This is a genomic window from Peribacillus sp. NPDC094092 (assembly GCF_050279365.1).
Lineage (GTDB): Bacteria > Bacillota > Bacilli > Bacillales > DSM-1321 > Peribacillus.
Map to the genome: position 1 here is coordinate 1223452 of NZ_JBNNUC010000001.1, position 25767 is coordinate 1249218.

At 42.0% G+C, this 25767-nt stretch carries 26 protein-coding genes; 4 read left to right on the top strand and 22 right to left on the bottom strand.

Annotated elements, in window-relative coordinates:
• The first annotated feature begins 55 nt into the window (after positions 1–55).
• The gene (locus tag ACQKNS_RS05815) at positions 56–1816 is read left to right on the top strand and encodes a B12-binding domain-containing radical SAM protein (protein WP_427642143.1); all 1761 of its coding nucleotides are present in this window, start codon (positions 56–58) and stop codon (positions 1814–1816) included.
• Positions 1817–1853: 37 nt separating this feature from the next.
• On the opposite strand, the gene ACQKNS_RS05820 is transcribed toward ACQKNS_RS05815, so the two are convergent.
• Positions 1854–2000: a hypothetical protein gene (locus ACQKNS_RS05820; RefSeq protein ID WP_427641583.1), complete on the bottom strand. Its 147-nt coding sequence runs from the start codon at positions 1998–2000 to the stop codon at positions 1854–1856.
• Positions 2000–2158, bottom strand: coding sequence for a hypothetical protein (locus tag ACQKNS_RS05825; protein ID WP_098371175.1), 159 nt, complete (start codon positions 2156–2158; stop codon positions 2000–2002). Before ACQKNS_RS05825 ends, ACQKNS_RS05820 begins: the two co-directional genes overlap by 1 nt.
• A gap of 121 nt (positions 2159–2279) precedes the next feature.
• Here ACQKNS_RS05825 and ACQKNS_RS05830 point away from each other — a divergent pair, with 121 nt between their 5' ends.
• Positions 2280–2615 (top strand): DUF3905 domain-containing protein, encoded by a 336-nt coding sequence (locus tag ACQKNS_RS05830; RefSeq protein WP_427641584.1) that lies wholly within the window; start codon positions 2280–2282, stop codon positions 2613–2615.
• A gap of 75 nt (positions 2616–2690) precedes the next feature.
• Here ACQKNS_RS05830 and ACQKNS_RS05835 read toward each other — a convergent pair whose 3' ends face one another.
• The 14 genes from ACQKNS_RS05835 to ACQKNS_RS05900 form a co-directional block, all read right to left on the bottom strand.
• Positions 2691–3668, bottom strand: a complete 978-nt coding sequence (locus ACQKNS_RS05835; protein WP_427641585.1) for a quinone oxidoreductase family protein — start codon at positions 3666–3668, stop codon at positions 2691–2693.
• 16 nt (positions 3669–3684) lie between these two features.
• Positions 3685–4464 (bottom strand): enoyl-CoA hydratase/isomerase family protein, encoded by a 780-nt coding sequence (locus tag ACQKNS_RS05840; RefSeq protein WP_427641586.1) that lies wholly within the window; start codon positions 4462–4464, stop codon positions 3685–3687.
• 16 nt (positions 4465–4480) lie between these two features.
• On the bottom strand, positions 4481–5257 hold the full coding sequence (locus tag ACQKNS_RS05845; RefSeq protein ID WP_427641587.1) for an SDR family NAD(P)-dependent oxidoreductase: 777 nt from the start codon (positions 5255–5257) through the stop codon (positions 4481–4483).
• Between the two features lie 28 nt (positions 5258–5285).
• Positions 5286–6044 (bottom strand): 2-phosphosulfolactate phosphatase, encoded by a 759-nt coding sequence (locus ACQKNS_RS05850; RefSeq protein WP_427641588.1) that lies wholly within the window; start codon positions 6042–6044, stop codon positions 5286–5288.
• Positions 6045–6048: 4 nt separating this feature from the next.
• Complete coding sequence (locus ACQKNS_RS05855; protein WP_427641589.1) at positions 6049–7110, bottom strand: phosphotransferase family protein; 1062 nt, start codon at positions 7108–7110, stop codon at positions 6049–6051.
• 30 nt (positions 7111–7140) lie between these two features.
• Positions 7141–7542, bottom strand: coding sequence for an acyl-CoA thioesterase (locus tag ACQKNS_RS05860; protein WP_427641590.1), 402 nt, complete (start codon positions 7540–7542; stop codon positions 7141–7143).
• 15 nt (positions 7543–7557) lie between these two features.
• A complete protein-coding gene (locus ACQKNS_RS05865) occupies positions 7558–8337 on the bottom strand; it encodes an enoyl-CoA hydratase (protein WP_427641591.1) in 780 nt (259 codons plus the stop codon).
• Complete coding sequence (locus ACQKNS_RS05870) at positions 8337–9221, bottom strand: 3-hydroxyacyl-CoA dehydrogenase family protein (RefSeq protein WP_427641592.1); 885 nt, start codon at positions 9219–9221, stop codon at positions 8337–8339. The genes ACQKNS_RS05865 and ACQKNS_RS05870 overlap by 1 nt, the downstream gene beginning before the upstream one ends.
• A gap of 43 nt (positions 9222–9264) precedes the next feature.
• Positions 9265–9828 carry a TetR/AcrR family transcriptional regulator gene (locus ACQKNS_RS05875; protein ID WP_427641593.1) on the bottom strand — a complete coding sequence of 188 codons (564 nt, stop codon included), beginning with the start codon at positions 9826–9828 and terminating at the stop codon, positions 9265–9267.
• 72 nt (positions 9829–9900) lie between these two features.
• Positions 9901–11511 carry a long-chain-fatty-acid--CoA ligase gene (locus ACQKNS_RS05880; protein ID WP_427642144.1) on the bottom strand — a complete coding sequence of 537 codons (1611 nt, stop codon included), beginning with the start codon at positions 11509–11511 and terminating at the stop codon, positions 9901–9903.
• Between the two features lie 37 nt (positions 11512–11548).
• Positions 11549–12322 (bottom strand): SDR family oxidoreductase, encoded by a 774-nt coding sequence (locus tag ACQKNS_RS05885; protein ID WP_427641594.1) that lies wholly within the window; start codon positions 12320–12322, stop codon positions 11549–11551.
• On the bottom strand, positions 12319–13548 hold the full coding sequence (locus ACQKNS_RS05890; RefSeq protein ID WP_427641595.1) for an acyl-CoA dehydrogenase: 1230 nt from the start codon (positions 13546–13548) through the stop codon (positions 12319–12321). The genes ACQKNS_RS05885 and ACQKNS_RS05890 overlap by 4 nt, the downstream gene beginning before the upstream one ends.
• Before the next feature lie 105 nt (positions 13549–13653).
• On the bottom strand, positions 13654–14976 hold the full coding sequence (locus ACQKNS_RS05895) for an ATP-binding protein (protein ID WP_427641596.1): 1323 nt from the start codon (positions 14974–14976) through the stop codon (positions 13654–13656).
• A 187-nt stretch (positions 14977–15163) separates the two neighbouring features.
• Positions 15164–16516, bottom strand: coding sequence for a TrkH family potassium uptake protein (locus ACQKNS_RS05900; RefSeq protein ID WP_427641597.1), 1353 nt, complete (start codon positions 16514–16516; stop codon positions 15164–15166).
• 243 nt (positions 16517–16759) lie between these two features.
• Here ACQKNS_RS05900 and ACQKNS_RS05905 point away from each other — a divergent pair, with 243 nt between their 5' ends.
• Positions 16760–16951, top strand: a complete 192-nt coding sequence (locus ACQKNS_RS05905) for an alpha/beta-type small acid-soluble spore protein (protein WP_034314196.1) — start codon at positions 16760–16762, stop codon at positions 16949–16951.
• 56 nt (positions 16952–17007) lie between these two features.
• Here ACQKNS_RS05905 and ACQKNS_RS05910 read toward each other — a convergent pair whose 3' ends face one another.
• From ACQKNS_RS05910 to ACQKNS_RS05930, 5 genes are all read right to left on the bottom strand, one after another.
• Complete coding sequence (locus ACQKNS_RS05910; RefSeq protein ID WP_427641598.1) at positions 17008–18267, bottom strand: anti-sigma-I factor RsgI family protein; 1260 nt, start codon at positions 18265–18267, stop codon at positions 17008–17010.
• Positions 18264–19007 carry an RNA polymerase sigma factor SigI gene (sigI, locus tag ACQKNS_RS05915; protein ID WP_427641599.1) on the bottom strand — a complete coding sequence of 248 codons (744 nt, stop codon included), beginning with the start codon at positions 19005–19007 and terminating at the stop codon, positions 18264–18266. The genes ACQKNS_RS05910 and sigI overlap by 4 nt, the downstream gene beginning before the upstream one ends.
• 577 nt (positions 19008–19584) lie before the next feature.
• Positions 19585–20367 (bottom strand): TerC family protein, encoded by a 783-nt coding sequence (locus ACQKNS_RS05920; RefSeq protein ID WP_427641600.1) that lies wholly within the window; start codon positions 20365–20367, stop codon positions 19585–19587.
• A gap of 259 nt (positions 20368–20626) precedes the next feature.
• Entirely contained in the window at positions 20627–22186 is a 1560-nt protein-coding gene (locus ACQKNS_RS05925; protein WP_427641601.1) for an aldehyde dehydrogenase family protein, read from the bottom strand.
• A 54-nt stretch (positions 22187–22240) separates the two neighbouring features.
• Positions 22241–22444 (bottom strand): hypothetical protein, encoded by a 204-nt coding sequence (locus ACQKNS_RS05930; RefSeq protein ID WP_427641602.1) that lies wholly within the window; start codon positions 22442–22444, stop codon positions 22241–22243.
• Positions 22445–22957: 513 nt separating this feature from the next.
• Between ACQKNS_RS05930 and ACQKNS_RS05935 the strand changes: the two genes are divergently transcribed.
• The gene (locus ACQKNS_RS05935; RefSeq protein WP_427641603.1) at positions 22958–24151 is read left to right on the top strand and encodes an FtsW/RodA/SpoVE family cell cycle protein; all 1194 of its coding nucleotides are present in this window, start codon (positions 22958–22960) and stop codon (positions 24149–24151) included.
• 100 nt (positions 24152–24251) lie between these two features.
• Here ACQKNS_RS05935 and nhaC read toward each other — a convergent pair whose 3' ends face one another.
• A complete protein-coding gene (gene nhaC / locus ACQKNS_RS05940) occupies positions 24252–25631 on the bottom strand; it encodes a Na+/H+ antiporter NhaC (RefSeq protein WP_427641604.1) in 1380 nt (459 codons plus the stop codon).
• Between the last annotated feature and the right edge of the window lie 136 nt (positions 25632–25767).

The following is a 25767-nucleotide window of genomic DNA, read 5'->3' on the forward strand; positions in this document are numbered from 1 at the left end:
GCTTAAAAAGACATGTACACGAAAGGAGCCAGGCGTTTCTTTTACGCCCTTTAACATGAATATAATAATCAGTACTCTTAATGCAAAATATATCCATACATCGCTATCCATCCGATATTTAAAAGCTTATGCCCAGCCAGATTATGATGTACAGCTGGCAGAATATACGATAAAAGATCCAATCATGAACATAGTTGGTGACCTTCATTCCAAAAAACCCGATGTCATAGGGTTCAGTTGCTATATTTGGAACATCGAAGAAACAATGAAAGTCGTAGCCATGCTGAAGAAGATCAATCCAGAATTGGTCATCATCCTGGGCGGACCTGAAGTCACCTATGATGTTGGGGAATGGCTTGATCAGATTCCCGGTGCTGATTTCATCGTAATTGGCGAAGGTGAAGTCACTTTCAAGGCCCTTTTATCTGAAATTGAAGGTTCGAATGACTATAAGAAGGTTGGCGGCATTGCGTATCGACAGGATGGAAAAAAAATCATCCAGCCTCAGAACGGCAAGGTTGATTTGAAATCCCTCCCTTCTCCATATCGTTTGGAGGAAGACCGCGGCGACCTATCTAAACGTGTCACCTATATCGAAACTAGCCGAGGGTGCCCGTTCAGCTGCCAATTTTGCCTGTCATCGATTGAAGTGGGTGTCAGGTATTTTGATCGTGAGAAGATTAAGGAAGATATCAGATACCTTATGGCTAATGGTGCCAAGACCATTAAGTTCGTTGACCGAACCTTCAATATTAGCCGAAGCTATGCCATGGAGATGTTTCAATTCTTAATCGATGAACATCTTCCCGGTGTGGTTTTCCAGTTCGAGATCACGGCGGATATCATGCGTCCGGAAGTTATCCAGTTCTTGAACGATAATGCCCCTGCAGGACTGTTCCGCTTTGAAATAGGGGTACAATCGACGAATGATCATACGAATGATCTAGTAATGAGAAGGCAGAATTTCGAAAAACTGACAAGGACCGTAACCATGGTTAAAGAAGGGCAGAAAATTGATCAGCATTTAGACCTTATTGCCGGTCTACCAGAAGAAGATTATCACTCTTTCAGAAAGACTTTCAATGATGTTTTCGAGCTCAGACCCGAAGAGATGCAGCTTGGATTCTTAAAGATGCTTCGTGGCACTGGCTTACGGATACGTGCCGCGGAACACCAATATATATACAGCGAACATGCTCCCTATGAAATCCTGGGAAATAATGTTTTATCCTTTGATGACATTGTCCGCATTAAACAGGTGGAAGATGTCCTTGAAAAATACTGGAACGACCATAGAATGGATCATACCACGGAATATCTTGTCAAAACGGTATTTCAATCACCATTCGACTTCTTTCAAGATTTCGGTACCTATTGGGATGAACAAGGATGGTCACGAATCGGTCATCAGCTTGAGGACTTGTTCAGACGTTTACAGCAGTTTTTGACTTCCAGGGAATCTGCTGAACTGAAAAACATTATCGGACTCATGAAATTGGATTATTTCATGAATCAAAAATACAAACCACGTAAACCTTGGTGGGAAGCTTCATTAGATAAAAATGGTCGGAAAGAGATATATGAAGAGATTCTGAATAAGCCTGAAAAGCTTGGATCCTCTTTCGCTGCTTTGTCGCTTAATGAAAAAGAATTACACAAACACACATTGCTCGAGGCACTTCCCTTTGATTTGGAAACGTATTTAGCTGAGGGACTAATCGTCGAAAAACCATCGTTCATGCTTGCCTATTTTGATCCGAGTGGTAAGGGCTCAACGATATTCCCCCTCTCAAAATCTGGAAGTATCATTTTTTAAGAATAAGGACGGACCCTAGAATTGGGTCCGTCCTTATTTACTTATCACTATCACGTTTTTTATTTTCTTTAGCCAAAATTTCATAAATTTTAGTCGCGTTCATATCACCGCTGAATTCGATTCCAAATTCAGTCCGTACATGTTTTCCCAGATTTTCCTCGCTGTTCAGTTTTTCTTTATCCATTAACTTCTTCCTTTTCTGCCTTGCTTTGAATTGCGGTTGGCACCTTTCATTGCGTTTTCCTCCAATGCGAACTCATTGGAAAATTCATTTTCTGCTTGATTTCTTTTTGGCGTTTTACTTGCTTTGACAGCACCATCCACATTGGCTTTCCGTTTCATTTTCATCCACCCTTTTCTTTTGGTTTACATTTTAGAATGGGGTAAAAATGACTGAAATTATTCAGGGATAATATAGGGACAGACGAGAAAAATAACCGTAAAACGGAAAGGGAGACACTACATGAAAAAGAAATTGGATTCACCAATCATCGATGATACACAACCACACCAAATTAACGCACCAAGCTTTAAAGGGACCGGCATAAAACCACAGGCTCCATTCGTCAATGATTATGGAGTCGTCATTGGCGACAGTAAATATGCATCCGAAAACTCACCACTCGAAAATTGGAGCGAAGATACGGATCCTGAAATCATGGCTGGGGACGAATGGATACACCCCACTAATGATATAGGCTGGAATTCAACTGAAAACCGTGAACTGTTAGAGGCTGAAAAAGCGCCACAGCCACCTTTCATGCATCCCGATAAGGATGTGAGCATTGATACGGATTGAATCGTTCTTGAGGGGGTCAAGGAACAAGCAATCCCATTAAAATACAGGGGTGCATCATATATACACCCCTTCTTCTCATTTCACCTGCAAAATCAATTTCCCTTTCGTTTGACGGGCGTTCATTACCTCATGGACGGCTGCAGCCTTTTCAATCGGGTAGATGCCGCCGATGGTTAGCTTAAGCTCCCCGGACGCCACGTATGCAAAAAGGTCTTGAATGCTAGGCAACAGTAAATCTGGGTGCCTCATGATCTGTGGCAGGAAAAAACCTACGACGGATTGATTGCGCCTCATTAATTGCTGCGGGTTCATCGTATAAGGCTTACGGCTGGCATTTCCAAAAACAACAAGCCGTCCAAATGGAGCCAAACATTTCAATGTTTTATTGAAAATATCCCCTCCGGCCATCTCCAACGCCACGTCGACTCCCTTTCCTCCCGTGACCTCACGGACTTCCATTTCCCATCCTTCTTTCGTGTAATCGATGAGCTCATCTGCCCCCATCTCTTTAGCCAGTTCCAATTTTTCCACTGTGCTGGCGGTTGCAATCACTTTTCCTGCCCCGAAGATTTTGGCTAACTGGACTGCAATCGTTCCCACACCACCTGCAGCAGCATGGACCAAAACCGTATCCCCCTGTTGCATGCGTCCCATTGTCTTTAGAATATGATAAGCGCTCAGACCTTGAAGGGGCAGGGCAACAGCTTCATGGAACTGAATGGCATCAGGAAGCGGAATGGCAGAGAATTCATCAGATAGGGCATATTCTGAATATCCACCTGATTCAATTAAACTCACGACCCTTGTACCAGGTTTGATTTTAGTCACCTTTCCACCGACTTCCACCACAACGCCAGCCACTTCCGCACCTGGAATGAATGGAAGCGGCGTAGGTACTACATATTGACCTTCCCTTCTGGCTGTATCTGCATAATTGACACCGACACAATCGATTTCAATCAGAACTTCATGTCCAGTTGGCACGGGTCTTTCCATTTCAGTCAATTTCAGTACTTCCGGTCCGCCGTATTCCTCAAAATGAATGGCTCTCATCTTTATCCCTCCCTTATTAATTTCCTGTGAATTCCGGTTTTCTCTTCTCTTTGAATGCTGAAACTCCCTCTAGATGATCTTCTGTAGAAGCCATCAAGGTTTGTGTGATGCGCTCCTGTTCGAGTATTTCATCAAGTGTAGCCGTAAATGAATGGCTAACGAGCTTTTTCATCATTCCATAAGCTTTAGTCGGTCCATTTGCCAGCTTTTCCGCAAGTTTCAATGATTCTTCTTCAAGTTGATCGAGTGGATAAATATAATTAATGACACCTAACTGGTATAAGCGCTCCGCGGAAATCGGTTCGGCAGAAAAGAAGAGCTGCTTTGCAAGGTGGGGCCCCACTAATTTAGGTAAGAAATAAGAACCCCCTCCATCAGAAATCAGGCCTACCTGTGAAAAACTCATGGCAAATTGACTATCATCGGAAGCCACGATCAAATCACAAGCGAGTGCCAAATTGAATCCTGCCCCTGCCGCAAATCCATGGACGGCTGCGATTACGGGAACCTCAGAAGCATCCAGAGCCAAAATGCATTCGTTCATTCTGCCGACATGATCGTACAACTGACCTGCAGAGGACTTCCCCATCGACTTTACGTCTCCTCCTGCAGTGAACGACCTTCCCGCCCCTTTGATGATGACGGCCCTTATATGTGGTGTATATTTTACATCCTTAATCGCTTTCGTCAAGCTTGCGATCATATCCGGACTAAATGCATTTAGGCTTTCAGGACGATTCAAAGTCAGGATCATTACATTATCGATTACTTCTCTCAATAAGTGTTCTTTTAACATTTACCCATCCCCTTTTCTATTTGATCAACCAGCCGCCATCCACCAATAAATCCGTCCCAGTCATATAAGAAGCCTCCGAGGAAGCGGCAAAGGTAATGACATTACTTATTTCCTCCGCTTTCCCCACTCTTTCCAGTGCCGTGTTCCGACGGATCGACTTTACGAATTTTTCATTCTGCAATTTATCCTCCGTTAATGGCGTTTCAATGAATCCCGGTGATACGGAATTGACCCGAATGCCGGCTGCTGCGAGTTCCAATGCCAGTGATTTCGTTAAACTGATGACTCCTGCTTTAGCAGAGCTGTAATGCGGGATGAATGCCCCTGCCTGATGTCCTGACAGTGAAGCCACATTCACGATTGCCCGATTGGTGGCTTCATTTCCACTGCCCGCTTTTTCTTCCATCACTTTCCCCAAGTACTTGGAAACAAGAAAGACACTTTTCAAATTGACTTGTTGAATCATGTCCCAATCAGCTGCAGAAGTATCCAAAAGCTTCGATGACTTTGATCCACCTGCGTTATTGATCAAAATGTGAAGGTCACGATAATGTTCCTTCACATACATGGCCAGCTTTTTCACCTCTTCCTCTACGGTAACATCTGCAGCGAAAATGTCAGCCATGGGAATCGTGTGCCTGCTATTGATTTCTGCAGCTGCTTCCTCCAACTTTCCTTTCGTCCTCCCTACCAGCAACACTTTTGCCCCTTCGTCCGACAAGCGCATCGCTGTAGCCTTTCCAATACCGGAACCTGCACCTGTCACCACCGCTATTGATTGTGAAAACCTCATCCCCTTCACTCCTTATCTGGAATTTGAACTACGTTTCCTGCTTTTTCAATTCAGCTTCGATCCTTCCATCCACTAGCTCTGGGACAAGATCCATCGAACCTTTTTGCGCCGCCAATTCCAAATCGGCGATCAAGCTATGTTTATCAAACAACTGTCCGACAAACGATGATTTCAGGATATCAAAGGCATTTTCGCTATTCTTGCGATAAAGTGCATTGGCTGCCTTGGCTGCATCGTTGAGTATGAACGAGCCTCGAGATCCGGCAATCAGGCAATCTATCAAATGGCCTGCACCGTAAAAGTCCTCCAGACTGAATTCACCTGAGTTTCCCGAACAAACAATGATGATCGATTCTGTTTTATGATTTTTTGTTATTTTTTCCGCAACAGACGGATTATTCAACAAGGATGCGATATACACCTTTTTGGCAGCGGCTGAATTCCTCAGCGCAACCGTTCCATTAGTCGTGGACAGTATTAATGTTTTGCCAGGTACCAACTTACTCAATAGGGTCGGACTTGGATACATTAAATCCTCAACCGGCTTAGCTTTTAGTTCCCCTGCCACTACAAAATCCCCATGGTCCAATTCCTTGCTTTTCACCATTGCATCCACTGGATCCATGACGGGGATCACCTGGCGTGCTCCCTCATGAAGTGCTGAAATAATCGTAGTGGTCGCTAATAACACATCAAGTACGACCACGACTTTCTCCCCTTCTTGAAGCTTTTTCCCATCTATCTCTTCTTTTTTTAGCAGTAAATGAATGTTTTGTTTATATTCCATTGTATTAAACTTCCTTCGCAGATACATTTGCTGCATGAGTGAGTAAGCTTTTAACCGTTTTTCCGAGAGTGGAAAAACGGGGATCCTTAGTCTGGCCCTTTTTATATCGATAATAGATTTGCTGAAGAATGACGGCCAACTTAAAGTAACCAAATGTTAAATAAAAATCGACGTTGGAAACATCCCTTCCGCTTCTCGCTGCATACATCTCGATGAATTCCCTTCGTGTCGGGAAACCAGCTAAAGTCGTGATGGACGCTTGACCGACACCGATTTTGATAAGTTCGGGATCACCGCTATCCGTCCAGTAACTTAAAGCCACTCCTAGATCGGCTAACGGATCACCAACGGTGGACATTTCCCAATCAAATAAACCAACCATCTCTGTAAGGTCCTTGTTAAACATGGCATTATTAATCTTATAATCATAATGGATAATGGAAGTCTGGCTATGTTTCGGGATATTCTGTTGAAAATAATCGATAAGCGGTCGAATTTCCTTGATTTCATCAGTTTTTGCTCTCTCATAGCGGGAAATCCATCCGTGCACTTGTCTTTCAATGAATCCTTCAGGTTTGGATATTTCCGCCAACCCGGTTTTCTCAAAGGGAATCGAGTGAAGATCAGCAAGCCGATTGACCATGACATGAGAAAGCTGTCGGCACTTTTCGACCGTTGGCTCGATTTCCTTTGGAAATTCGGTATCTATTACTATTCCATGTTTCCTTTCCATTAGGAAAAAAGGGGACCCCGCAATCGATTCATCATCCGAGAACAGAATAGGCTCGGGCGCCGCTTGGAAATATGGGTGGATTGAGGAAAGGATATGATGTTCACGCTTCATATCATGTGCCTTTGGAGCAACAGGGCCAAGCGGGGGCCTTCTGAGAACAGCCTCCCATTCGCCCATTTTCAGCTGATAGGTCAAATTGGAATAGCCCGTTGAAAACTGTTGCAATTCTAACGGTCCATTTGGAAGGTCCAATATATTTTTTCTTAGGAAACCTTCTAGTGCACCAACATCCAGTTCCTCGCCGGGCCGAACAGGAATCGTATCGTCAACCATGTTCTTCCACTCCTTTAGAATTTTGTCATTCTAATTTTGAACAAGATGTGAAATGAGCTTTTCTTTAATCATTTCAGGGATAGGCTCACTTTTTTGATTCAAAAAATTAAAACAGACTAAAACAGCACTACCCTTGGCAATGACTTCCCCAGTTTGCGAGCAGTGGATATCATGAACCATTTCACAACTTTTCGTACCTACCTTTTTTATAGATGAACGAATGGTCAAGAATTGATTGAAATATCCCTGAGCAATAAAGTCGCATTTAGTGGAAGCTAACAAAAAGTTCCATGATTCAACATTCGTCGCTACGCCCAAAGCTTCAAAAAATTTCATGCGTGCTTCTTCGAGATAAATGAAATAGCTTGTGTTATTGATGTGGCCCAAGGCATCCGTTTCGGAAAAACGAACATTGATTTCGAATTCATGCATAAAATCCCTCCTTGATTAACGATGTACAAAAGCAGGTTTACGTTTATCCAAGAAGGCGGAAACCCCTTCTTTAACATCCTCAGTTTGGAAGATTTCTTCAAAAAGATTCGTTTCAATCTCTAGACCTTGTTCAAGAGTTGCCTCACTTCCTTCATCAATCGCTTTCTTGATTCTCGAAAGTGCCTGAAGTGAGTGCCTTGTCAATCGTGAGGCCAAGATTTTCGCTTCCGACAAACCGCAGCCTTGCTCAACGACTTTATTGACAAGCCCGATTTTTTCCGCTTCAATGGCACCAAGCGGATCACCGGTAAATATAATCTCTTTTGCTTTTGCATTCCCTACAAGTCTGGACAAACGCTGTGTACCGCCAGCTCCAGGAAATAATCCCAATTTCACTTCAGGCAGACCAATTTGAACCTGTGTTTCTGCCACTCGCAAATCACAGGCCAGAGCCAGTTCGCATCCTCCGCCCAAAGTCAGGCCATTTAATACAGCTATCGTAGGTTTAGGTAACTGATCGATTTTGGTTAGGACTGCATGACTTTCCTTTACCATTTCTTTCATATTCGGGTTCCCCATCATATTAGGGAATTCTTTTATATCAGCACCAGCCGCAAATGCGATATTGCCTGCACCGGTTATGAGTACTGCCACAGTTTCAGTATCTTTTGAAAGTTCATCGAACGTTTCCCCTAATTCTCTGAATACTTGTTTACTGATTACGTTTAATGGAGGATTATCGATGGTGATGACCGCAAGCTTATTTTCCTTAACCACTTTAATAAATTTTGTCATCAATTCTTCACTCCTTGGTTTGGATAATCATACCAGCCTTTTCCGGTTTTCCTTCCTAATTGTCCTTTATTCACCTTTTCTTCTATGCAAGCATTTGGCTTGTCCTCAGGATTTCCTGTTTCATTGTATCGCTGCTGCATGACAAAATATCCTACATCAATACCTGATAGATCCATCAGTTCAAAAGGGCCGATGGGATGGCCTAAGGCTTTCCTGCAAATTAAATCGATATCCCTATAGTCCACGATCCCTTCTTCATACAAATGTAAGGCCTCACGCTGCAAAGCTCCCAAAATTCGGTTTGCTACGAATCCCGATATCTCTTTCCTCAACAAAACTCCTGTCCTATTCATTTTCTCTGTGACCCCCATCGCAAGCTTCGCTGTTTCCTCCGATGTTTGATCACTCATGACAACTTCAACACAATCCATTATTAAAGGCGGGAAAAAGAAATGCATATTAATGAACTTATCCGGACGCTTCGTCACACTCGCAATCAGGCTATTGACAATCGTTGAACTATTCGTTGCAAAAATGGTTTCTGCTGGGGCCAATTCTTCAAGTCTAGTGAAGACTTCCCGTTTCACATCAAGTTTTTCAACAACCGCTTCAATGATCAAATCAGCTCCACTGGCCGCCTTCTCAAGATCGGTTGTATATTGCAGCCGGCTAAAAGCAGCCAACTTACGATCTTCAGACAATTTCCCTTTTTGAACCCATTTAGTCAAAATGACATCCAACTTTTCTTGGGCTGTATTCAACGCGTCCTCCTGAACATCCTGAAGAATCGTTTCGTAACCCCCAAGTGCAGCTAGCATCGCAATTTGATGCCCCATCTGCCCGGCACCAATTACGGTTATTGATTGAATTTGCTTGTTGGACATGCCTTCTATCTCCCTTCTACTAACTGGTTAGTATGTAACCTGCTCACGCCTCGATTCCATGCAGAATCATCCCCATAAAAATGGCTGCAACTTCCTGTTCGGTTTTTTCACCTTCCGGATCGAACCAATGATAGCTCCAATTGGCCACACCCAAAATAGCAAAAGAGATGATGGATGCATCGAGATTGGAACGTAGTTCTCCGCTCTCGATGCCGCCAATCAGCACTTGCTCGATTTTTTTACGGAACTCATCACGCTTAGGAAGGATTTGTGCAAGTTTTTCGTCACTTAGATTTTTCATTTCACGGAAAAAGACCGTTGCACTGGATTTTTTGGTTTTGATGCTCTTCAAAAGCATCAATACCATATCGAAAAGCATATCCTTACAGCTCTTCCCAGGCTCCAACATGATTATTTCCTGCTCACTAAGCAACTCGTCTATATAAGCTAGATGAATATCCATTAGCAATTGCTCTTTGCTCGTAAAGTAATAATAAAACGTTCCCTTCGTAACCCCGACCGACTCAACGATATCGGAAATCGACGTTTCACTAAAGCCCTTCTTTTCAAATAAGCGTATGCTATGTTCTGTCATTTTTTCTTTCATGTTTGTATCCTCGCAATCTGTTAAAATTTCAGCTGAATTGATATCATACGCGTTCGTACTATCAAAGCCCTCTTATTTTCTGGAAAGTTCTTCCCTTAAAGCCCGCCTTAGAATCTTTCCGACATTTGTTTTCGGTAACTCTTCACGAAATTCAACGAACTGCGGAACTTTATAAGCCGATAGGTTTGCTCGGCAGTAATCGATGATTTCCCGTTCATTTGCCGTTTTATTATTTTTAAGTACAAGCACAGCTTTTACCGACTCCCCTCGGTAAGCATCTGGAACTCCGATGACGACCGCTTCCTGGACAGCAGGATGTTCATAAAGAACTTCTTCCACATCTCTCGGATAGATGTTATAACCACTTGCGATGATCAAATCTTTTTTCCTGTCGACAATATAGAGGTAACCGTCTTCATCAACCTTGGCGATATCACCCGTATAAAGCCAACCATCCCTAAGGGTCACCGCCGTTTCCTCCGGCATATTCCAGTAACCTTTCATCACTTGAGGTCCTTTGACGATCAATTCCCCCAATTCACCAGGGGCCATTTCTTTTGTCCCGTCTCCCAGGTCCATCACTTTATATTCAGTCGAAGGGAAACCAATTCCGACGCTCCCAGGCTTCCTTTTTGCAAATGCCGGGTTACAATGCGTTGTTGGCGAAGCTTCCGTAAGACCGTAGCCTTCCAATATCTTCGCACCTGATTTCCGTTCGAACTCACGTAGCAGTTCCATGGGCATCGGAGCACTTCCGCTGTTACAGACCTGAATTGAGCCCATTCCATATTCTTCCGCCTTTGGATGATTCGTCAAAGCTACATACATGGTCGGTACTCCAGGAAAAGTGGTCGGCTGTTCACGTTTAATCGTTTCCAGCACTTCTTCTATTTCAAATCGTGGCAGCATAATGGAATCACCCGCGATATACACGGATAAATTCATTGCGGATGTCATTCCAAAAACATGAAAAAGCGGGATGACCGACAGCGTTCTTTCAGAACCCATTTTTAATTCATGCTTAAAAAATTCATACGATTGAACGACATTGGCCAGAATATTGCTGTGAGTCAGCATCGCCCCTTTTGATCGGCCGGTCGTTCCTCCTGTATACTGAAGAACGGCTATATCATTTTCCGGATCGATTGATACGTGATTGATTTTGCCGTCCCCTGTCTTCATGAACTGTTCAAATGAAGCATCAGGCTGGAAATCTGCATCCGAAGGCTGAAGGCTTACGGCGATGATATTTTTCAGGTTTGCATGTTGCTGCACACTTTTCACTTTCGGGTACAATCCATCCAATACAACGATCGTTTCAGCACCGGAGTCCTGTAAAATATGTTGCAGCTCCCTTTCAACCAGCATTGGGTTGATTTGGGTGATAATGGCTCCTGTTGCCAACGATCCATAATAAGCGATCACGTATTGCGGACAGTTCGGTAGCATGATGGCGACACGATCGCCTTTTTGAACACCTTTTTTTTGCAAGGCTGAAGCAAAGTCTTGCGACGCATGAAAAAGTTCCTGATAGGATATCTTTCGGTCATAAAAGGTAATAGCTGTATTGTTTGGATAAGACTTACATGCATTTTGAAGGATCCTTTGCATCGGAAACTCAGGGACTTTTATTTCCTTTGAAATTGAATCAGGATAAACGGAAAGCCATTTCTTTTCATTCATCATTTCATACCCTCCAGCCATATTTACTTACCTTTCATCACTTTGCATGTGAACCCCCATCAACAACCAAGATATTTCCAGTCACAAAATCGGATGCCTTTGAAGCCAGGAAAACCGCTGCCCCTTTCAAATCATCATCACTCCCTAATCTTTTTAGCGGTGTGGAATCCAAGATAGGATTCTTTCCTTGCTCAAGAACCCCTTTCGTCATTTTTGTGGGAAAGAATCCAGGTGCGATTGCATTAACATTGATATTATGCTGACCCCATTTAACAGCTAAATCCTTCGTTAAAGTAATGACCGCCCCTTTACTCGTATTATATCCGACCGTATCGAGCACCCTCGGGTCGGTCCCTCCCAATCCGGCAACGGAAGCGATGTTTATGATTTTCCCATGCCCCTGTTCTATCATGACCCTGCCTGTTGTCTGGCTCATGATAAAAGTTCCGGTTACATTGACATTCATCACCTTCTGCCATGCTTCAAGGGGCATGTCGACGGCTGGTGCCCCCCAAGATGCCCCGCTATTGTTCACTAAAATGTCGATGGCACCAAATTCACGGTATGTTTCGTTAACAACTTCCTGTACATCTGACGGATTGGTGATATCGCACTTAAGGGAAAGCGCCTTGACTCCAAGCTTTTCGATTTGTGAAGCAACTTCGTCGCATGCCTCCTTCTTCCGTGAACAAAGAACGACATTTGCCCCAGCTTCGGCAAAACCGGTCGCTATTTGTGCTCCCAATCCTCTCCCTCCACCGGTTATGATCGCCGTCTTTCCAGTTAGATCGAATAAGTCGGTAACTTTCATATTTTCACCTCATGCTTTTGTTGGTATTTTCGAAGTTCTATCTTGGCAACTTGTGAACGATGAACTTCATCGGGACCATCAGCAAGCCTTAAAGTCCGTGCATTTGCCCAATGTGCAGCAAAAGGGAAATCATCGGAAATCCCTGCAGCTCCAAAGCCTTGGATGGCCCTGTCCAGCACATTCAATGCCATATTTGGTGCCACCACTTTTATCATGGCGATCTCTGCCTTCGCTTCCTTGTTCCCGACAGTATCCATCATATAAGCAGCTTTTAAGGTCAGCAGTCTTGCTTGTTCGATTTCAATGCGTGAATCAGCAACCCACTCCATGACCACACCTTGTCTCGCCAATGTTTTACCAAAAGCGACACGATTTTGAATGCGCTTACATAATTCTTCAAGAGCTCTTTCAGCAGCGCCTATCAGCCTCATGCAGTGATGTATCCTTCCGGGTCCGAGTCTTCCTTGGGCAATTGCAAATCCTTTGCCTTCCCCCCAAAGAATATTCGTTGCCGGGACCCGTACATTTTCAAAAGTGATTTCGGCATGGCCATGTGGGGCATGATCATAACCAAACACAGGGAGCATTCTCTCGATTTTGACACCCGGTGTATCCAGCGGTACAAGAATCATGGACTGTTGTTCATGCTTGGACGCCTCAGGATCTGTCTTCCCCATGACGATGGCAATCTTGCATCGGGGATCGCCTGCTCCTGAAGACCACCATTTTCGGCCGTTTATGACATACTCATTACCCGTCTTTTCTATCCTGCATTCGATATTGGTCGCATCGGAAGACGCCACTTCCGGTTCTGTCATCGAGAAGCACGAACGGATTTCCCCAGCAAGCAAGGGCTTCAGCCAGCGCTCTTTATGTTCATCTGAACCGTATCTCACCAATACTTCCATATTACCAGTGTCCGGAGCATTACAGTTGAAGATTTCAGGCCCTATCATCGACCTACCCATGATTTCACAAAGCGGGGCATACTCTAGATTTGTTAAACCCGCGCCATAACCGCTATCAGGTAAAAATAAATTCCATAATCCTTCTTCTTTTGCTTTTGCCGTCAATTCAGATAATATCGGGGGTATTTCATTCCAGCGGCTCTTCTGTGCTTCAAGCTGCTTTTTGTATATTGTTTCATTTGGGTAAACGTGCTTTTCCATGAATTCCGTTAACTTCTTTTCCAGATCTTTCACCTTTTGAGTATGTTCAAAGTTCAAATTGAATTCCTCCTTTTAAACCTACTAACCGGTTAGTATGTTATGACTCTTAAATTATATACATAATATTCAGATTTTTTCAACGATTAAATCATTATTTTCTTGTCATTCGTTGCCCTGCATCCGGAACTTTTCGTTCTCACTGTATTCGCTTTGTTGGACGGTTGGAAGTATACAAACGATTTTGGTACCTTTTTTCAGTTCACTAGTGATGAAAACTTTTCCGCCGTGCTTTTCGATGATTCTAAAACAAACGGAAAGACCCAATCCCGTTCCTGATGTTTTTGTAGTGAAAAATGGTTCTCCTACTTTTTGAAGGGAGTTTTCCGGGATACCCTCCCCTTCATCCAAAATGCTCAAAAAAACTTCCCCACTTTTTTCATTTATGCTCACAAAAATACTTCCGCCATTCGGCATCGATTCTATGGAATTTTTTATCATGTTTATTAATACTTGCTTGATTTGGTTTTCATCAAAGTACATAAAAATAGGTTCTGAATCATAATTTTTATGTATTTGAATATTGTTCAGTACGGCATTTGTCTCCAACAGCGTTACGACATGGTTGCAGCTTTCCTTTAAATCCTTCTCAAGAAAAACCGCCTCAGCAGGTTTCGATAGCAGCAAGAGTTCATTCAGCACTTGCTCGATTCGATTTATTTCCGAAAAAATAATATCATAGTACTCCTGCTTTTCGGAACCGCCATCTTTAATCAACTTCACGAATCCCATTATCGCTGTCATCGGATTCCTAACCTCATGTGCAATCCCTGCCGCAAGTTGGGCAGCCGTTGATAATTTGCTTGAAGTGATTGCCAAGTGTTCGTTTAGGCTCACAAGCTTCTCCTCCGCATGTTTACGTTCATTGATTTCCGATAATATGCCCGCCGTCCCGATGAATTTCCCAGCGTCATCGTAAATTAGTTTAACGAATGCTTCAACCCAACTTGTTCCCTTTTTCGCATTTAGTTTAATGTCCGCACGAAAATATTTATCCCCTCGGTGAAAGGAGTCCGCAAAGGTCTTCAATACATCTTGATAAGAAGCGTTATCCATATGTTTGGAAAAGTGAAGCCCCAGGGATTCATTCACGGTTGCACCACTCATCGATTTCCATGCCGGGTTTAAATATAACCATTTCCCTTTCTCATCCGTTTGGAAAATGACCTCATTGAAGCTATTGATCAATTCTTTAGAGTAATTGGAAATGATGCGATAACGCCCTTCACTATCCTGCAACAAAGCAATCGTTTTCCGGTTATGATCGAAGATGGCACCCAAACACCAGGAAATGGCTAAAATTACGATTAAATAAATTCCTGCAAAGGCGGAAAACCTTCGTTCCTCATTTCCCAGCCACCCTATATAGGGTAATATCAATAGGAAGAAAAGGGCTGGGACAAAAATCCTTCCAGTATATTTCTTCATCTCTTCCACCTCCTCACCAAAATGATTTATACTTCGTCCGAATGATTTCAAAGTAAGAGGGCAATATTTTTGTATGTTTGAATGTTGAATACTCACTTATAGGTAAATTTCAACATTTTGTCCATGATTCCTGCAAACAAAACAAAAAACCTCTCCTGATGGAAAGGTATTGTTCTACTCAAATCAATCACCCAATGATGACACGTTCCTTTGGATAATGATAAATTTCCGTAACTTCTTTATGGCCTATGATATACAGGAGGGACGTTATCCCGACACGGCCAATGAACATAATGACCATAATGACGATTTTACCGATATTACTGAGTTCAGGCGTAATTCCCATTGAAAGTCCAACGGAACCAAAAGCTGAACATACTTCAAAAATGATTTGCATCAAAGTAAAATTCTCAGTAATCGATAAAATGAAGACCGCGATTATGCAAAGGAGCGATCCCATGATCATAACTGCTGTTGCCTTTCGAATATCATCGGGATGAATCTCCCGCTTGAACACTTTAATGGAACGCCTTCCCCTCATGAAATTCCATAAAAATAGAATCATGATGGCCAGAGTCGTTGTCCGTATCCCTCCCCCGACTGAACTTGGGGATGCTCCAATGAACATCAAAATGCTCAGCAATAAAAGGGTCGGTTCCGAGAAATCGCTCACATTCATCGTTGCAAGGCCGCCACTTCTCGTATTCGATGACATAAATAGAGAGTAAAAAAAAGATTCATGCCAGCCCTTATCTTTAAAAAACCCGTTCATTTCCAGCAAGTAAATCAGGATCGTTCCCCCAATGATAAGGGAAAAGAAAGTGACTGATGTCAGCTTCGTGAACAAAGAAAAATGAAACTTATACGTACGGGCTTTATTGGATAAAAATTCTTTCAACTCAATCAGGACAGGAAATCCGATAGCTCCAAGGGTAAGCAGGATAATCGTGATGAACTGTACAAAATAATCGTCTTTAAATGGAATCATTGAAATACCGGTAATATCAAAACCAGCATTCGTGGTGGCACTTATGGCTAAAAATAAGCCATTTAAAAAGGCTTCTTGCCAGTTGGGAAAATAATTCAAGAAGTACAAGCCTAAAACAAGAGCTCCAATCATTTCAATAACTACAAATATCTGAATGATTTGAATCAATAATTTAACAAGCCCCGAAAGATTCGATTGGTTTTGATCTGTCATGATCAATTGTCTTTCCTTCAATCCGATTTTCTTACCCAAAATCAGCCAGAAAAACGTTCCAAGTGTCATAATGCCAATACCGCCAAATTGGAGAACAAACATTAGAATGAAATAGCCTACCTCATTATACACTTCGGGTAAACTAACAACTGTTAGACCAGTCACACTAACTGCACTTACGGCTGTGAATAATGCATCCATGAATTTAAATTCCACGCCTGGCTTAAGAGCAACCGGCAGACTCAACAGTATGGTCGAGATACTTACGGCCAAAAAGTAATAACCGACGATAAGCTGAGCGGGTGTTAACTTAGATAATATTTTTTTGATAGCAAACATAAAGAGTTTCCTTTCTTACTCCTTTATAGTTATGTGAATCACATAACCACTAAAAATCTAGTTTACCCTTTTTTGATTCTTTTTTCATTCTTTTTTCCATTCTCTTTTAAAACTGACTTACTTACAACAAATAGGCAGGTTTACCAATAAGTTTGATGCTGCTCATATAAGTAAAACTCCGCATTCTACTTATACTATCAATACAGCGGCAATAGCCGTTGAAAAAGTAAAGGGGAGATTCAAATGGCTAACAGCAGTAACAACCTTCTTGTTCCTGGAATCGAACAAGCATTAGAACAAATCAAATATGAAATTGCATCTGAATTCGGTGTACAATTAGGTTCCGATACTTCAGCACGTGCCAATGGTTCAGTTGGCGGAGAAATCACGAAACGTCTTGTACAACAAGCACAATCTCAACTTAAAGGTCAATAATTTTCATTACAATTTAATATCCATGGCTAAGAGTCCAGCTGCATGCTGGACTCTTTTTAATCATTATGTCCATTTCCGTTTCCATTATTGCCTTTACCCCATTTCGAGTTATCCCAATCTTTCTTATCTTGTTTATATTGCTTATCATGGATATCTTGCTCACCTTGTTTATCATGCCTATCCTGATTATTTTGCTTACCCTTTTCATCATTCCTGCCGTGCTTTTCATGATCATTATTATACTTTTTTTTTGCTATTGGAACTTTTTTCACTTCGGACTTTTTATCATTTTTTTCATTTTTCCGCTTGTTCTTTGATTGGTTGCTGTGATCGCTATTTGATTTTCCTTTTGCCTTGCTTTTTTCCTTGTTTTCATTTTTGGCATTCCGTTTTCCAATTGTATCTACCCGTTCGGTTTGCTCCTTAATTTTGGTGAATTGCTTTTCCGGGCCTTTCTTTTCAGTCGGTTTGGCTTCATTGGCCGGCTCTTTCTTTATTTCAGTTGAATCATTCTCTTTTTTCTTTCCCTCATCCGATTTGTTTTCCGCACTCAGCGTTACGCCCTTCTCTTTCGGAATAACAACCTTTTCTACGACTTTTTTATCTGGCGCTGGAGCTGGCTCCCTCTTATTGACTTTTACCTTTCCTTTATCTTCATTCAACTTCTTTTCGAGATATTTACCCGTGGATATGCCTTGTTCCCTTGCATGCTTCCAATCGCTTTTGGTTGCCTGGATCACTTTCATTCTTGTATCAGAAACATTATCCTGCTCAGATATTTCTTTTATCTCTTCTTTTAAATTCTTATCCAGCTCTTTATTTTTTTCCAATAACGTTGTGGAAACGACTATTTGTTTATTTCCCTTCAAATAACCAAGTTGCTTCGTCGTTTCAACGATTCGGCTTGTGACAGTCTTTATATTCTTGCCTTTCCAGTCCTTCAGATGATCAATCACAAGCTTGCCGTCTTCATTTAAACCGGTAAGTTTGAGAACATCTAAATCATCGTCGAGCTCCAATTCAATGCTTGGATTCACATCTATCGTCATATATGCCGACACGGGACCAGAGAAATAAGAAGGAAGAATCGAAAAGAGTATCAAGAAGGTGGAAGCAATGCTTAGCACGGCCGTTTTTTTGAAAGATGAATGAAAATTGGAAAAAGCTAAAGTGAACTTTTGTTCAGCAGGTGAAAAAGTGATTTCCTCACCCACTTCATATACCCGTTCCTGCCTTTTGGTTTTCAGAAATTCACCCTCTGGGGTCAATAGGGTTACATATCGCTTATTAACTGAAAGAATAACTCCTTTTTTCATTCATCGATAGCCCCTTTTATATAATCATTCAAATACAAAAAATCTCCGTTTAATATGATAGCCACAGCAATGATGTATTTTCTATTCCGTTCAATCGTTTTTCTGCTTACTTCCACTTTTCCCTCAAGCTGTTTTACGGGCAGCCGTTTTTTTGCAAAAAGGGTTTCTTTCAGTTCGTCATCTTCCATTAACAATTTAGCGATCATGATAGCTCCCTTCCTGGCATCTGCATGTTTGGGAGAGTTTTCAACTAAATCCTCAAATGACAGACCAAAATCCTGTAGATGGCTTATATAAAGATGAATTTCTTCTTTTCTTCTTTCCGATTCCTTCTGCTTCTCGTATTCATTGATTGAATTTTCATTATCGATATATATATGGCTTTGATCATTATCATCATTCAATGATAAATCCAATAAAACTTCTTTTTGTTTTGACTGGCTTCTTAAATAATCTATAACCCTTCGTTTAACGAGGGTTTCGGCAAATGCCAATAAAGAACGGCCTTTTTCCGGGGAATATTTATCGATTGCCTCGTTAAAAGCAATCATACCAATACTGAATTCATCATCTGATTCATATATGTACCGTTTGCAAACCGATGAGACGGTTTTCGCAATAAAAGGTTTGAATGACTCTATAGTATCATTACGAAGGCTAATATCGCCTTGTTGAATTTTCAATACGGTTTCTTCTAAAGAACGCTTTTTTTTGAATGCTGTAAACAACAAACCAAGCATTTGCTCACCTCGCTCCTGTTGAACATAAAATACGCATCAACATACTTATCTTAAGCGGAGGGAGTCTAAAAGACAGTACCAAAAGAACTATTTTTGCGATTTAAATGAAATCACATAATATATCAACATGATAAAATACTTAGTTTTTTCTCGTTTATTACAGTGCAATTACAGTAAAATAACTTTTTTCGGATTTTCGTCCAATTCAATGGGACAAATGTCATTTTTATAACCAGAATTTAATATTCACATCTTTTAACATATCATACGTAAACATACCTGCGCTTTTGAGGGTCATCTACATAAATACATTAAAAAGCAAAAAAAAAAGCGTGACCAGCACCACGCCTGCAGACTCGATGAAAACCAAGTTTGTGTCAGTTTTTATGAAGGTTTAAAATACAAAAGCTGACTTTCACTCCAGGCACTCGCTTTCCGCGGGCGGTCCGGGAGCCTCCTCGGCGCACTTTCCCCGCAGGAGTCTCGCTCCCTCCGTTCCAATCAACTTTGTTTTGAAATTTAGATACAACCCCTTGTGTTTACAAACTCTAGGCGTGACCAGCACGCCCATTTATTTTTAAGCTTCCTGTATTTTTTTCTCTTCTTTTTCTTTTTTTTCTTTTTTGCTTGAAATGATCCATGCACCTGCTGCAATTCCAATCAAAAAGGTCCAGAAAATCGATTTCCAAAGAGTTGATTCAGGAAAATGATGATCGATGACAGCCAGTGAAGGGTGTGCGAGTGTGTGTACCGCCAATTTCACTCCAACCCACCCCACAATCAAAAATGCTGCCATTTCAAGTGAAGGACGCTGATGAAGCAGCTTCACGAATCCATTTGCTGCAAATCGCATAATGACCAATCCAATCAAACCTCCGAGAAACATGACAGCGAATTGCCCTCCGTCAATACCGCCGACTTTCATCCAGCCTGTAGCAGGAAGTGTAACAGCCAGTGCGACGGCAGCCAACATGGAATCGATTGCGAAAGCTATATCTGCCGCTTCAACCTTTACCACGGTCATCCAGAAGCCAGATTGCTTTTTGGGTTTCGTGATTTCCTTCTCACCTTTACCGGCGTATTTTTTGTAAATGTTCTGAAAGGCAATGAAAAGTAAATAAATCGCACCGATCGCTTGAACTTGCCACACGTCGACAAGAAAGGAAATAAGGAATAAACTTGCAAAGCGGAAAACAAAAGCTCCCATTAAACCATAAAACAAGGCTTTTCGCTGTTGTTCTTTTGGCAAATGCTTAACCATTACAGCCATGACGACTGCATTATCCGCAGCAAGTATCCCTTCCAAACCAACCAAGATAAGAAGGACCCAGCCATACTCCAATAATATTGATGCTTCCATCCATTCAACCTCCAATAGTTAGTATTTCCTTCCTATTGGCATTGGCAAAATAAAAAGACCTCTGCCATATAGGCAAAGGTCTTGCTGAACATGAAATCATGTCAACAAAGCCGATGAATGTTTAACATCCACGTAATGACGACTTTGTTTTAGGGCGAACCCTAACGCTACTCCCCTTTGAAAAGGAAAATCAGTTATTAAGTATATTAATAGTATACGCGCGAGTTATGAAAATAACAATCTTTTTTATAAATGGATCTCATTTTCGGTTCCCTTTGGATAATTTAATCAATCGCAAATATTCTTTGCCGAAACGAATCCAGTTCGGTTTGGCGGAAAAGTAGTTCTGAAACAACGATAAAAAACGCGTGTATTTCCCTTCATATGGATACCATTGTATTTCTGTATTCTTTTTACCATTATCGATCATGATCGCTTTTTCATGACAGAAAATCTTCAATCCATGATCGCCATGATAGCGGCCAATCCCACTTTGTTTGGCACCGCCAAATGGTAAATGATGATTAGCAACCGTAATCAGCACATCATTGATCGTCACCGCCCCGGTTACTAACCGTGACGCAATCCTGCTTGCTTTTTCCCTATCCATCGTCCAAACGCTGGAATTGAGTCCATATTCACTTTCATTTGCAAGGGCGATCACTTCTTCTTCCGTATCGAAAGGTATTACAGGCAATACGGGGCCGAACGTCTCTTCTTTCATGATTTTCATGGAATGATCGACATTGGACAGAATTGTCGGCGGAATGAAATGGGTCTGTCCCATTATCCACTCTTTCGGAGGTGTTCCGGTTTCAAGTACGGCCCCCTTATTCAGTGCATCCTCCAGGTGTCCAGCCACAATATCAACTTGTGCCGGGAAAGTCATTGAACCGATATCATCGTTCGATTGAACTCCCTGCCTCATGGACTTCGTTTTTCCTTTAAGTAGCATGAGGAATTCTTTATAAACAGGACGTTCCACATAAACCCTTTCAACACTCATGCACACCTGCCCACTATTTGTGAAAGCGCCCCATAGAGCCCCGTTCACGGCCCGCTCCAAGTTAGCATCTCGCAGAACGATCATCGGATCCTTACCGCCAAGCTCCAGAGTCGTTGGGATCAGGTGTCTTGCTGCGACCTCACCAATCATTTTCCCAGTCCTTACAGATCCAGTAAAAAATATATAATCTGGTTTTTGCTCAGTTAAAGCCGCACCAAGTTCCTTCCCTCCATGGGCAAACTGTATAGTCCCTTCAGGGAAACCAGCTTCAAGGAACAGATTTTCGATGCACACCCCAACTAAAGGAGTTACCTCTGATGGCTTGGCGATGACTGTATTTCCCGCTGCTAGAGCATTAAGAATGGGTACCATGGAAAGCTGCAGGGGATAATTCCATGGTGAAATGACGAGAATCGTTCCACGGGGCATATAATGGATATAAGATTTCTTACCAATTAACATGAGTGGAGTGGTAACCTTCCGCCCGGAAAGAATCTTCCCTGCATGTTTCTCGATATGCTTGATTGCATCAATCGTTGGCATGATATCGGCAACCAGCGCTTCTATTTTCACTTTTCCCGTATCTTTTGAAACGACTTCAGCTATTTCATCCATTTTTTCAACCATCAATAAACGGAGCCGTTTTAAATAGTGCAGCCGTTCCATGATGGGAAGATTCGACCATGATGGGAACGCATGTCTTGATTTCTTATATATATGAGGAATCGACTTCAATTGCGTTGGGACGATTTCCGCAATCTTCTCACCTGTTGCCGGAGAAAACACTTCCAATTTTTCATGTATTTCTTCCATAAATACTCTCCTTGCTTTACCTTATTTTATTGGTATTCCATATCTTTTCTATCCTTAAATAATGATCGGCTGAGGAGTAACCCCTCCCCATGAATGCAGAAAAATTATCGGCTTCAGCGCTGTCAATACCCCTGTCCAAGTGAAAGTAAAAAGCGTTTCAATTCCACTCCTTAATATGCCAGGACGGATTGATGAGAGCGCCTGACTACTATTATTTAACAGTACATGAGAGGAACGTTCATAAACTTCACTAGACATACGAGGTTTTTCCTGAACCCTCTTATATAATGCCAGAGACGCAGCAGCCTGTATAATATAATCGATTTGGAACCAAGTCCACAACCGTAATCCTCTCTCCATAAAATCCCTGTCCGGCTCCCTGCCACATAATCGGGGCTAAAATAAGTATACCTCTTAAGATGAGTTATTCCTTTTACGGATTCGTATATAGTATCGACATCACATCAAGTTTTACAACCCATGAACTACAGCTTCTCTATAACACTCCTCAAATGGAATATATAGTAAAAAGTTTTCGATTTTAAAAGGAGTATTCACGTTTGCCATCGAAGGTAGTGTATAGTAATCCAAATTCGGAAATAAGCAAAAAGGAAATCCGGGAGACTAGTTTATCGGTTTTAGTGTTTAATATAGGGTAATGGGGGATAAATTCATATTATCGGATAAAAATTATTATCTATATAACCGATTTTCCGTTACTATATAAGAAGGCGATTTTTTCGCGCATACATATTTGAGGTGAGCGCACAAGTGAAAAGAATAATTAAAGCATACGACTTCCCTATTTTCATCGCTGTCGTATTACTCTGTTTGTTTGGTTTAGTCATGATTTACAGTTCGAGCATGGTTACTGCGGTTGCTCGATACGGTCAGCCCATGGATTACTTTTTTGAGAAACAAAAAACGGCCTTTCTCATTTCCTTCCTGGCAATGATCGTCACGATGATTCTTCCTTATAAGATGTACAAAAACAAAATGTTCTTGATGTCCATGATGTTTGGAATGGCCGGTATCCTTTTGCTGCTATTTATCTTCGGCCATACAGCCGGGAATGCCACAAGCTGGTTCAAGTTAGGGACAAAGTCGATACAACCAGCAGAATTTTCTAAATTGGCAATGATCATTTATCTGGCCGCCATTTACGGAAAAAGGCAGGATCGAATCAATAGTATTGATAAAGCCGTCATCCCCCCGATTTTCTTTCTGGTATTCATCTGTTTTTTAATCGGGATACAACCTGACTATGGAACGGCAGCGGTCATTTTCCTGATTTCAAGTACCATGATCATTTCATCCGGGATGTCTTTTAAAAGCATATTCAAACTTTCTTTGATAACTGCGATATTCGTTGCGATATTCGCACTTGGAACACTCGTGACAGGTAATTTCTCATCCGTCCTCTCTGAAAATAAGGTGTCTCGTTTTACGGGGTTTGCCGATCCATTTGGAACGGCAGGAGAAAGCGGGTATCAACTCGTCAATTCATTATTTGCGATAGGATCCGGTGGCCTTACCGGAGTGGGACTTGGTGACAGTGTACAAAAATACGGGTACCTGCCTGAATCACATACTGATTTCATCATGGCCGTCATTGCAGAAGAGCTTGGGATATTCGGAGTCGGTTTCGTTCTATTGACACTAGGTTTCATCGTCCTAAGGGGATATGTGCTTTCAGCAAAATGCAAGGATCCTTTTGGAAGTCTTTTATTGATCGGCATCTCATCCATGATCGGCATTCAAGTTGGCATCAACGTTGGCGGAGTGACTGGTCTTATCCCAATTACGGGAATCACCCTTCCATTCATCAGTTATGGAGGATCTTCCTTACTGTTGCTCATGCTTTCAATGGGCATATTCCAAAATGTCGTAATGCGAATGAATTTACTTGAACAGAATGAAAAGGTCGTGTCCATTCCAAAAGATGAGATTGCGTCTTCAAAATAAACGTAAAATCCCATCCCCCCTGACATTTCTGTTCATGTCAGGGGTTCCTCTATTGAAGCCATATAAAAAAACAGGCAGTCGAAACAGACCGCCTGTTTTTTCATTTATAATGGATACCGATTTTCGTAAAGCCAGAAATCAGACTGAGCAAAGGACAAAGTAGGCAGAAGAATGCAAATGGGGCATATTCAAGGGTTGAAACACCCAATACCTGTGTCAAGAATACACCGCAGACCCCCCAAGGAACCAGAGGGTTCACAACTGTTCCCGCATCTTCAAGTACCCTCGCAAGCGTTTTGGGCTGCAAGCCCAAATCTTCATATTTATGCTGAAAGGCTTTCCCAGGCAGTATAACTGACAAATACTGTTCACCCACCAGGAAATTCACGCTGACTCCTGCAAATACAGTAGCGGAAATCACTTTCGCTACACTCGTCAATGAATCCTGGACCGCTTTTAAAATAGAAGGGATGACTCCCAATTCGAACAATAGTCCGCCCATGGCCAATGCCAACAACACCATCGAAACGGAGAACATCATACTTTCAATGCCACCCCGCGATAGGATTGAGTCAAGTTGATCCATTCCACTCTTGAGTACGAATCCGCCGTATAAAATATCCGCTAGTTTCGCAACGGTCAAATTAGGCGTTTGTATGAGAGCAGTCACAACCGCCGAAATGATTCCTGCCGAAAGTGTCGGAATCGCCGAAACCTTTTTCAAAGCCATGACTAGAACGATGACAAACGGAACCAAACTCCATATGCTTATATTCGTTTCCATTTCCAGGGCTTTGGTCATGGCTTCGATTTCCTCAACACGAGCCACTTTGATATTCGGTGAAAGGAAGTAAAAGCCGATAAGTGATATTAAAAAACCTGGAATGGTCGTCCAAAGCATATTGTTAATATGTTCAAATAATGGTGCTCCAACCGTTCCCGACGCAAGGTTGGTCGAGTCGGATAATGGAGACATTTTATCCCCAAGAAATGCACCGGAAATGATTGCACCGGCTGTAATCGCCAACGATAAATCCATCGCAGCCGCCATACCTATTAAAGCAACGCCGATTGTGGCTGATGTTGTAAGTGAACTCCCGATACAGAGCCCTATTAGCGAACACACCAGAAATGTGATCGCATAGAAATATTCACCAGAAATCCATTCAAACCCATAGTACATGATGGTAGGGATCGTCCCGCTTGCCATCCAGATGGAAATCAGCATTCCAATGAAAAAGAATATATAGATGGCACCCATTCCAGAAACTGCACCTTTGACGATAGCTGCCTCCATAATTGAAAATGGCAGCTTCTTGATCTTTCCATAAACAAATAGAAATAGGATTGCCGCTATAATTGGGATATGTGGGGCAAGTCCATAATGTATGATACCAATTGCAATGATTAATAATAAAACGGCCAAAACCCCAATTGCTTCAGGTAAGGAGAGTTTTAGCTTTGCATCTTCAAGACGCATAATGTATTTCCCCGCTTTCATGTTGTATATTCTCTGAGGTAAGGATCGGACCTTTTTCACCCTCATAATTACTGAAACGCTTTTAAGCACTAAAGTACTAGCTAAATATAAAGGAGTTTCAGGAGATTGTCAAAGG

Bases quoted from the DNA above. Each gene is read 5' to 3' on its own strand.
- ACQKNS_RS05895 (WP_427641596.1), bottom strand. From the start codon at position 14,976: ATGAAGAAATATACTGGAAGGATTTTTGTCCCAGCCCTTTTCTTCCTA.
- sigI (WP_427641599.1), bottom strand. From the start codon at position 19,007: ATGCTTGGTTTGTTGTTTACAGCATTCAAAAAAAAGCGTTCTTTAGAA.
- ACQKNS_RS05830 (WP_427641584.1), top strand. From the start codon at position 2,280: ATGAAAAAGAAATTGGATTCACCAATCATCGATGATACACAACCACAC.
- ACQKNS_RS05840 (WP_427641586.1), bottom strand. From the start codon at position 4,464: ATGTTAAAAGAACACTTATTGAGAGAAGTAATCGATAATGTAATGATC.
- ACQKNS_RS05845 (WP_427641587.1), bottom strand. From the start codon at position 5,257: ATGAGGTTTTCACAATCAATAGCGGTGGTGACAGGTGCAGGTTCCGGT.
- ACQKNS_RS05920 (WP_427641600.1), bottom strand. From the start codon at position 20,367: ATGGAAGCATCAATATTATTGGAGTATGGCTGGGTCCTTCTTATCTTG.
- ACQKNS_RS05900 (WP_427641597.1), bottom strand. From the start codon at position 16,516: ATGTTTGCTATCAAAAAAATATTATCTAAGTTAACACCCGCTCAGCTT.
- ACQKNS_RS05835 (WP_427641585.1), bottom strand. From the start codon at position 3,668: ATGAGAGCCATTCATTTTGAGGAATACGGCGGACCGGAAGTACTGAAA.
- ACQKNS_RS05850 (WP_427641588.1), bottom strand. From the start codon at position 6,044: ATGGAATATAAACAAAACATTCATTTACTGCTAAAAAAAGAAGAGATA.
- ACQKNS_RS05865 (WP_427641591.1), bottom strand. From the start codon at position 8,337: ATGACAAAATTTATTAAAGTGGTTAAGGAAAATAAGCTTGCGGTCATC.
- ACQKNS_RS05860 (WP_427641590.1), bottom strand. From the start codon at position 7,542: ATGCATGAATTCGAAATCAATGTTCGTTTTTCCGAAACGGATGCCTTG.
- ACQKNS_RS05820 (WP_427641583.1), bottom strand. From the start codon at position 2,000: ATGGATAAAGAAAAACTGAACAGCGAGGAAAATCTGGGAAAACATGTA.
- ACQKNS_RS05870 (WP_427641592.1), bottom strand. From the start codon at position 9,221: ATGTCCAACAAGCAAATTCAATCAATAACCGTAATTGGTGCCGGGCAG.
- ACQKNS_RS05905 (WP_034314196.1), top strand. From the start codon at position 16,760: ATGGCTAACAGCAGTAACAACCTTCTTGTTCCTGGAATCGAACAAGCA.
- ACQKNS_RS05880 (WP_427642144.1), bottom strand. From the start codon at position 11,511: ATGAATGAAAAGAAATGGCTTTCCGTTTATCCTGATTCAATTTCAAAG.
- ACQKNS_RS05910 (WP_427641598.1), bottom strand. From the start codon at position 18,267: ATGAAAAAAGGAGTTATTCTTTCAGTTAATAAGCGATATGTAACCCTA.
- ACQKNS_RS05855 (WP_427641589.1), bottom strand. From the start codon at position 7,110: ATGGTTGACGATACGATTCCTGTTCGGCCCGGCGAGGAACTGGATGTT.
- nhaC (WP_427641604.1), bottom strand. From the start codon at position 25,631: ATGCGTCTTGAAGATGCAAAGCTAAAACTCTCCTTACCTGAAGCAATT.
- ACQKNS_RS05825 (WP_098371175.1), bottom strand. From the start codon at position 2,158: ATGAAACGGAAAGCCAATGTGGATGGTGCTGTCAAAGCAAGTAAAACG.
- ACQKNS_RS05930 (WP_427641602.1), bottom strand. From the start codon at position 22,444: ATGTCTAGTGAAGTTTATGAACGTTCCTCTCATGTACTGTTAAATAAT.
- ACQKNS_RS05885 (WP_427641594.1), bottom strand. From the start codon at position 12,322: ATGAAAGTTACCGACTTATTCGATCTAACTGGAAAGACGGCGATCATA.
- ACQKNS_RS05875 (WP_427641593.1), bottom strand. From the start codon at position 9,828: ATGAAAGAAAAAATGACAGAACATAGCATACGCTTATTTGAAAAGAAG.
- ACQKNS_RS05925 (WP_427641601.1), bottom strand. From the start codon at position 22,186: ATGGAAGAAATACATGAAAAATTGGAAGTGTTTTCTCCGGCAACAGGT.
- ACQKNS_RS05815 (WP_427642143.1), top strand. From the start codon at position 56: ATGAATATAATAATCAGTACTCTTAATGCAAAATATATCCATACATCG.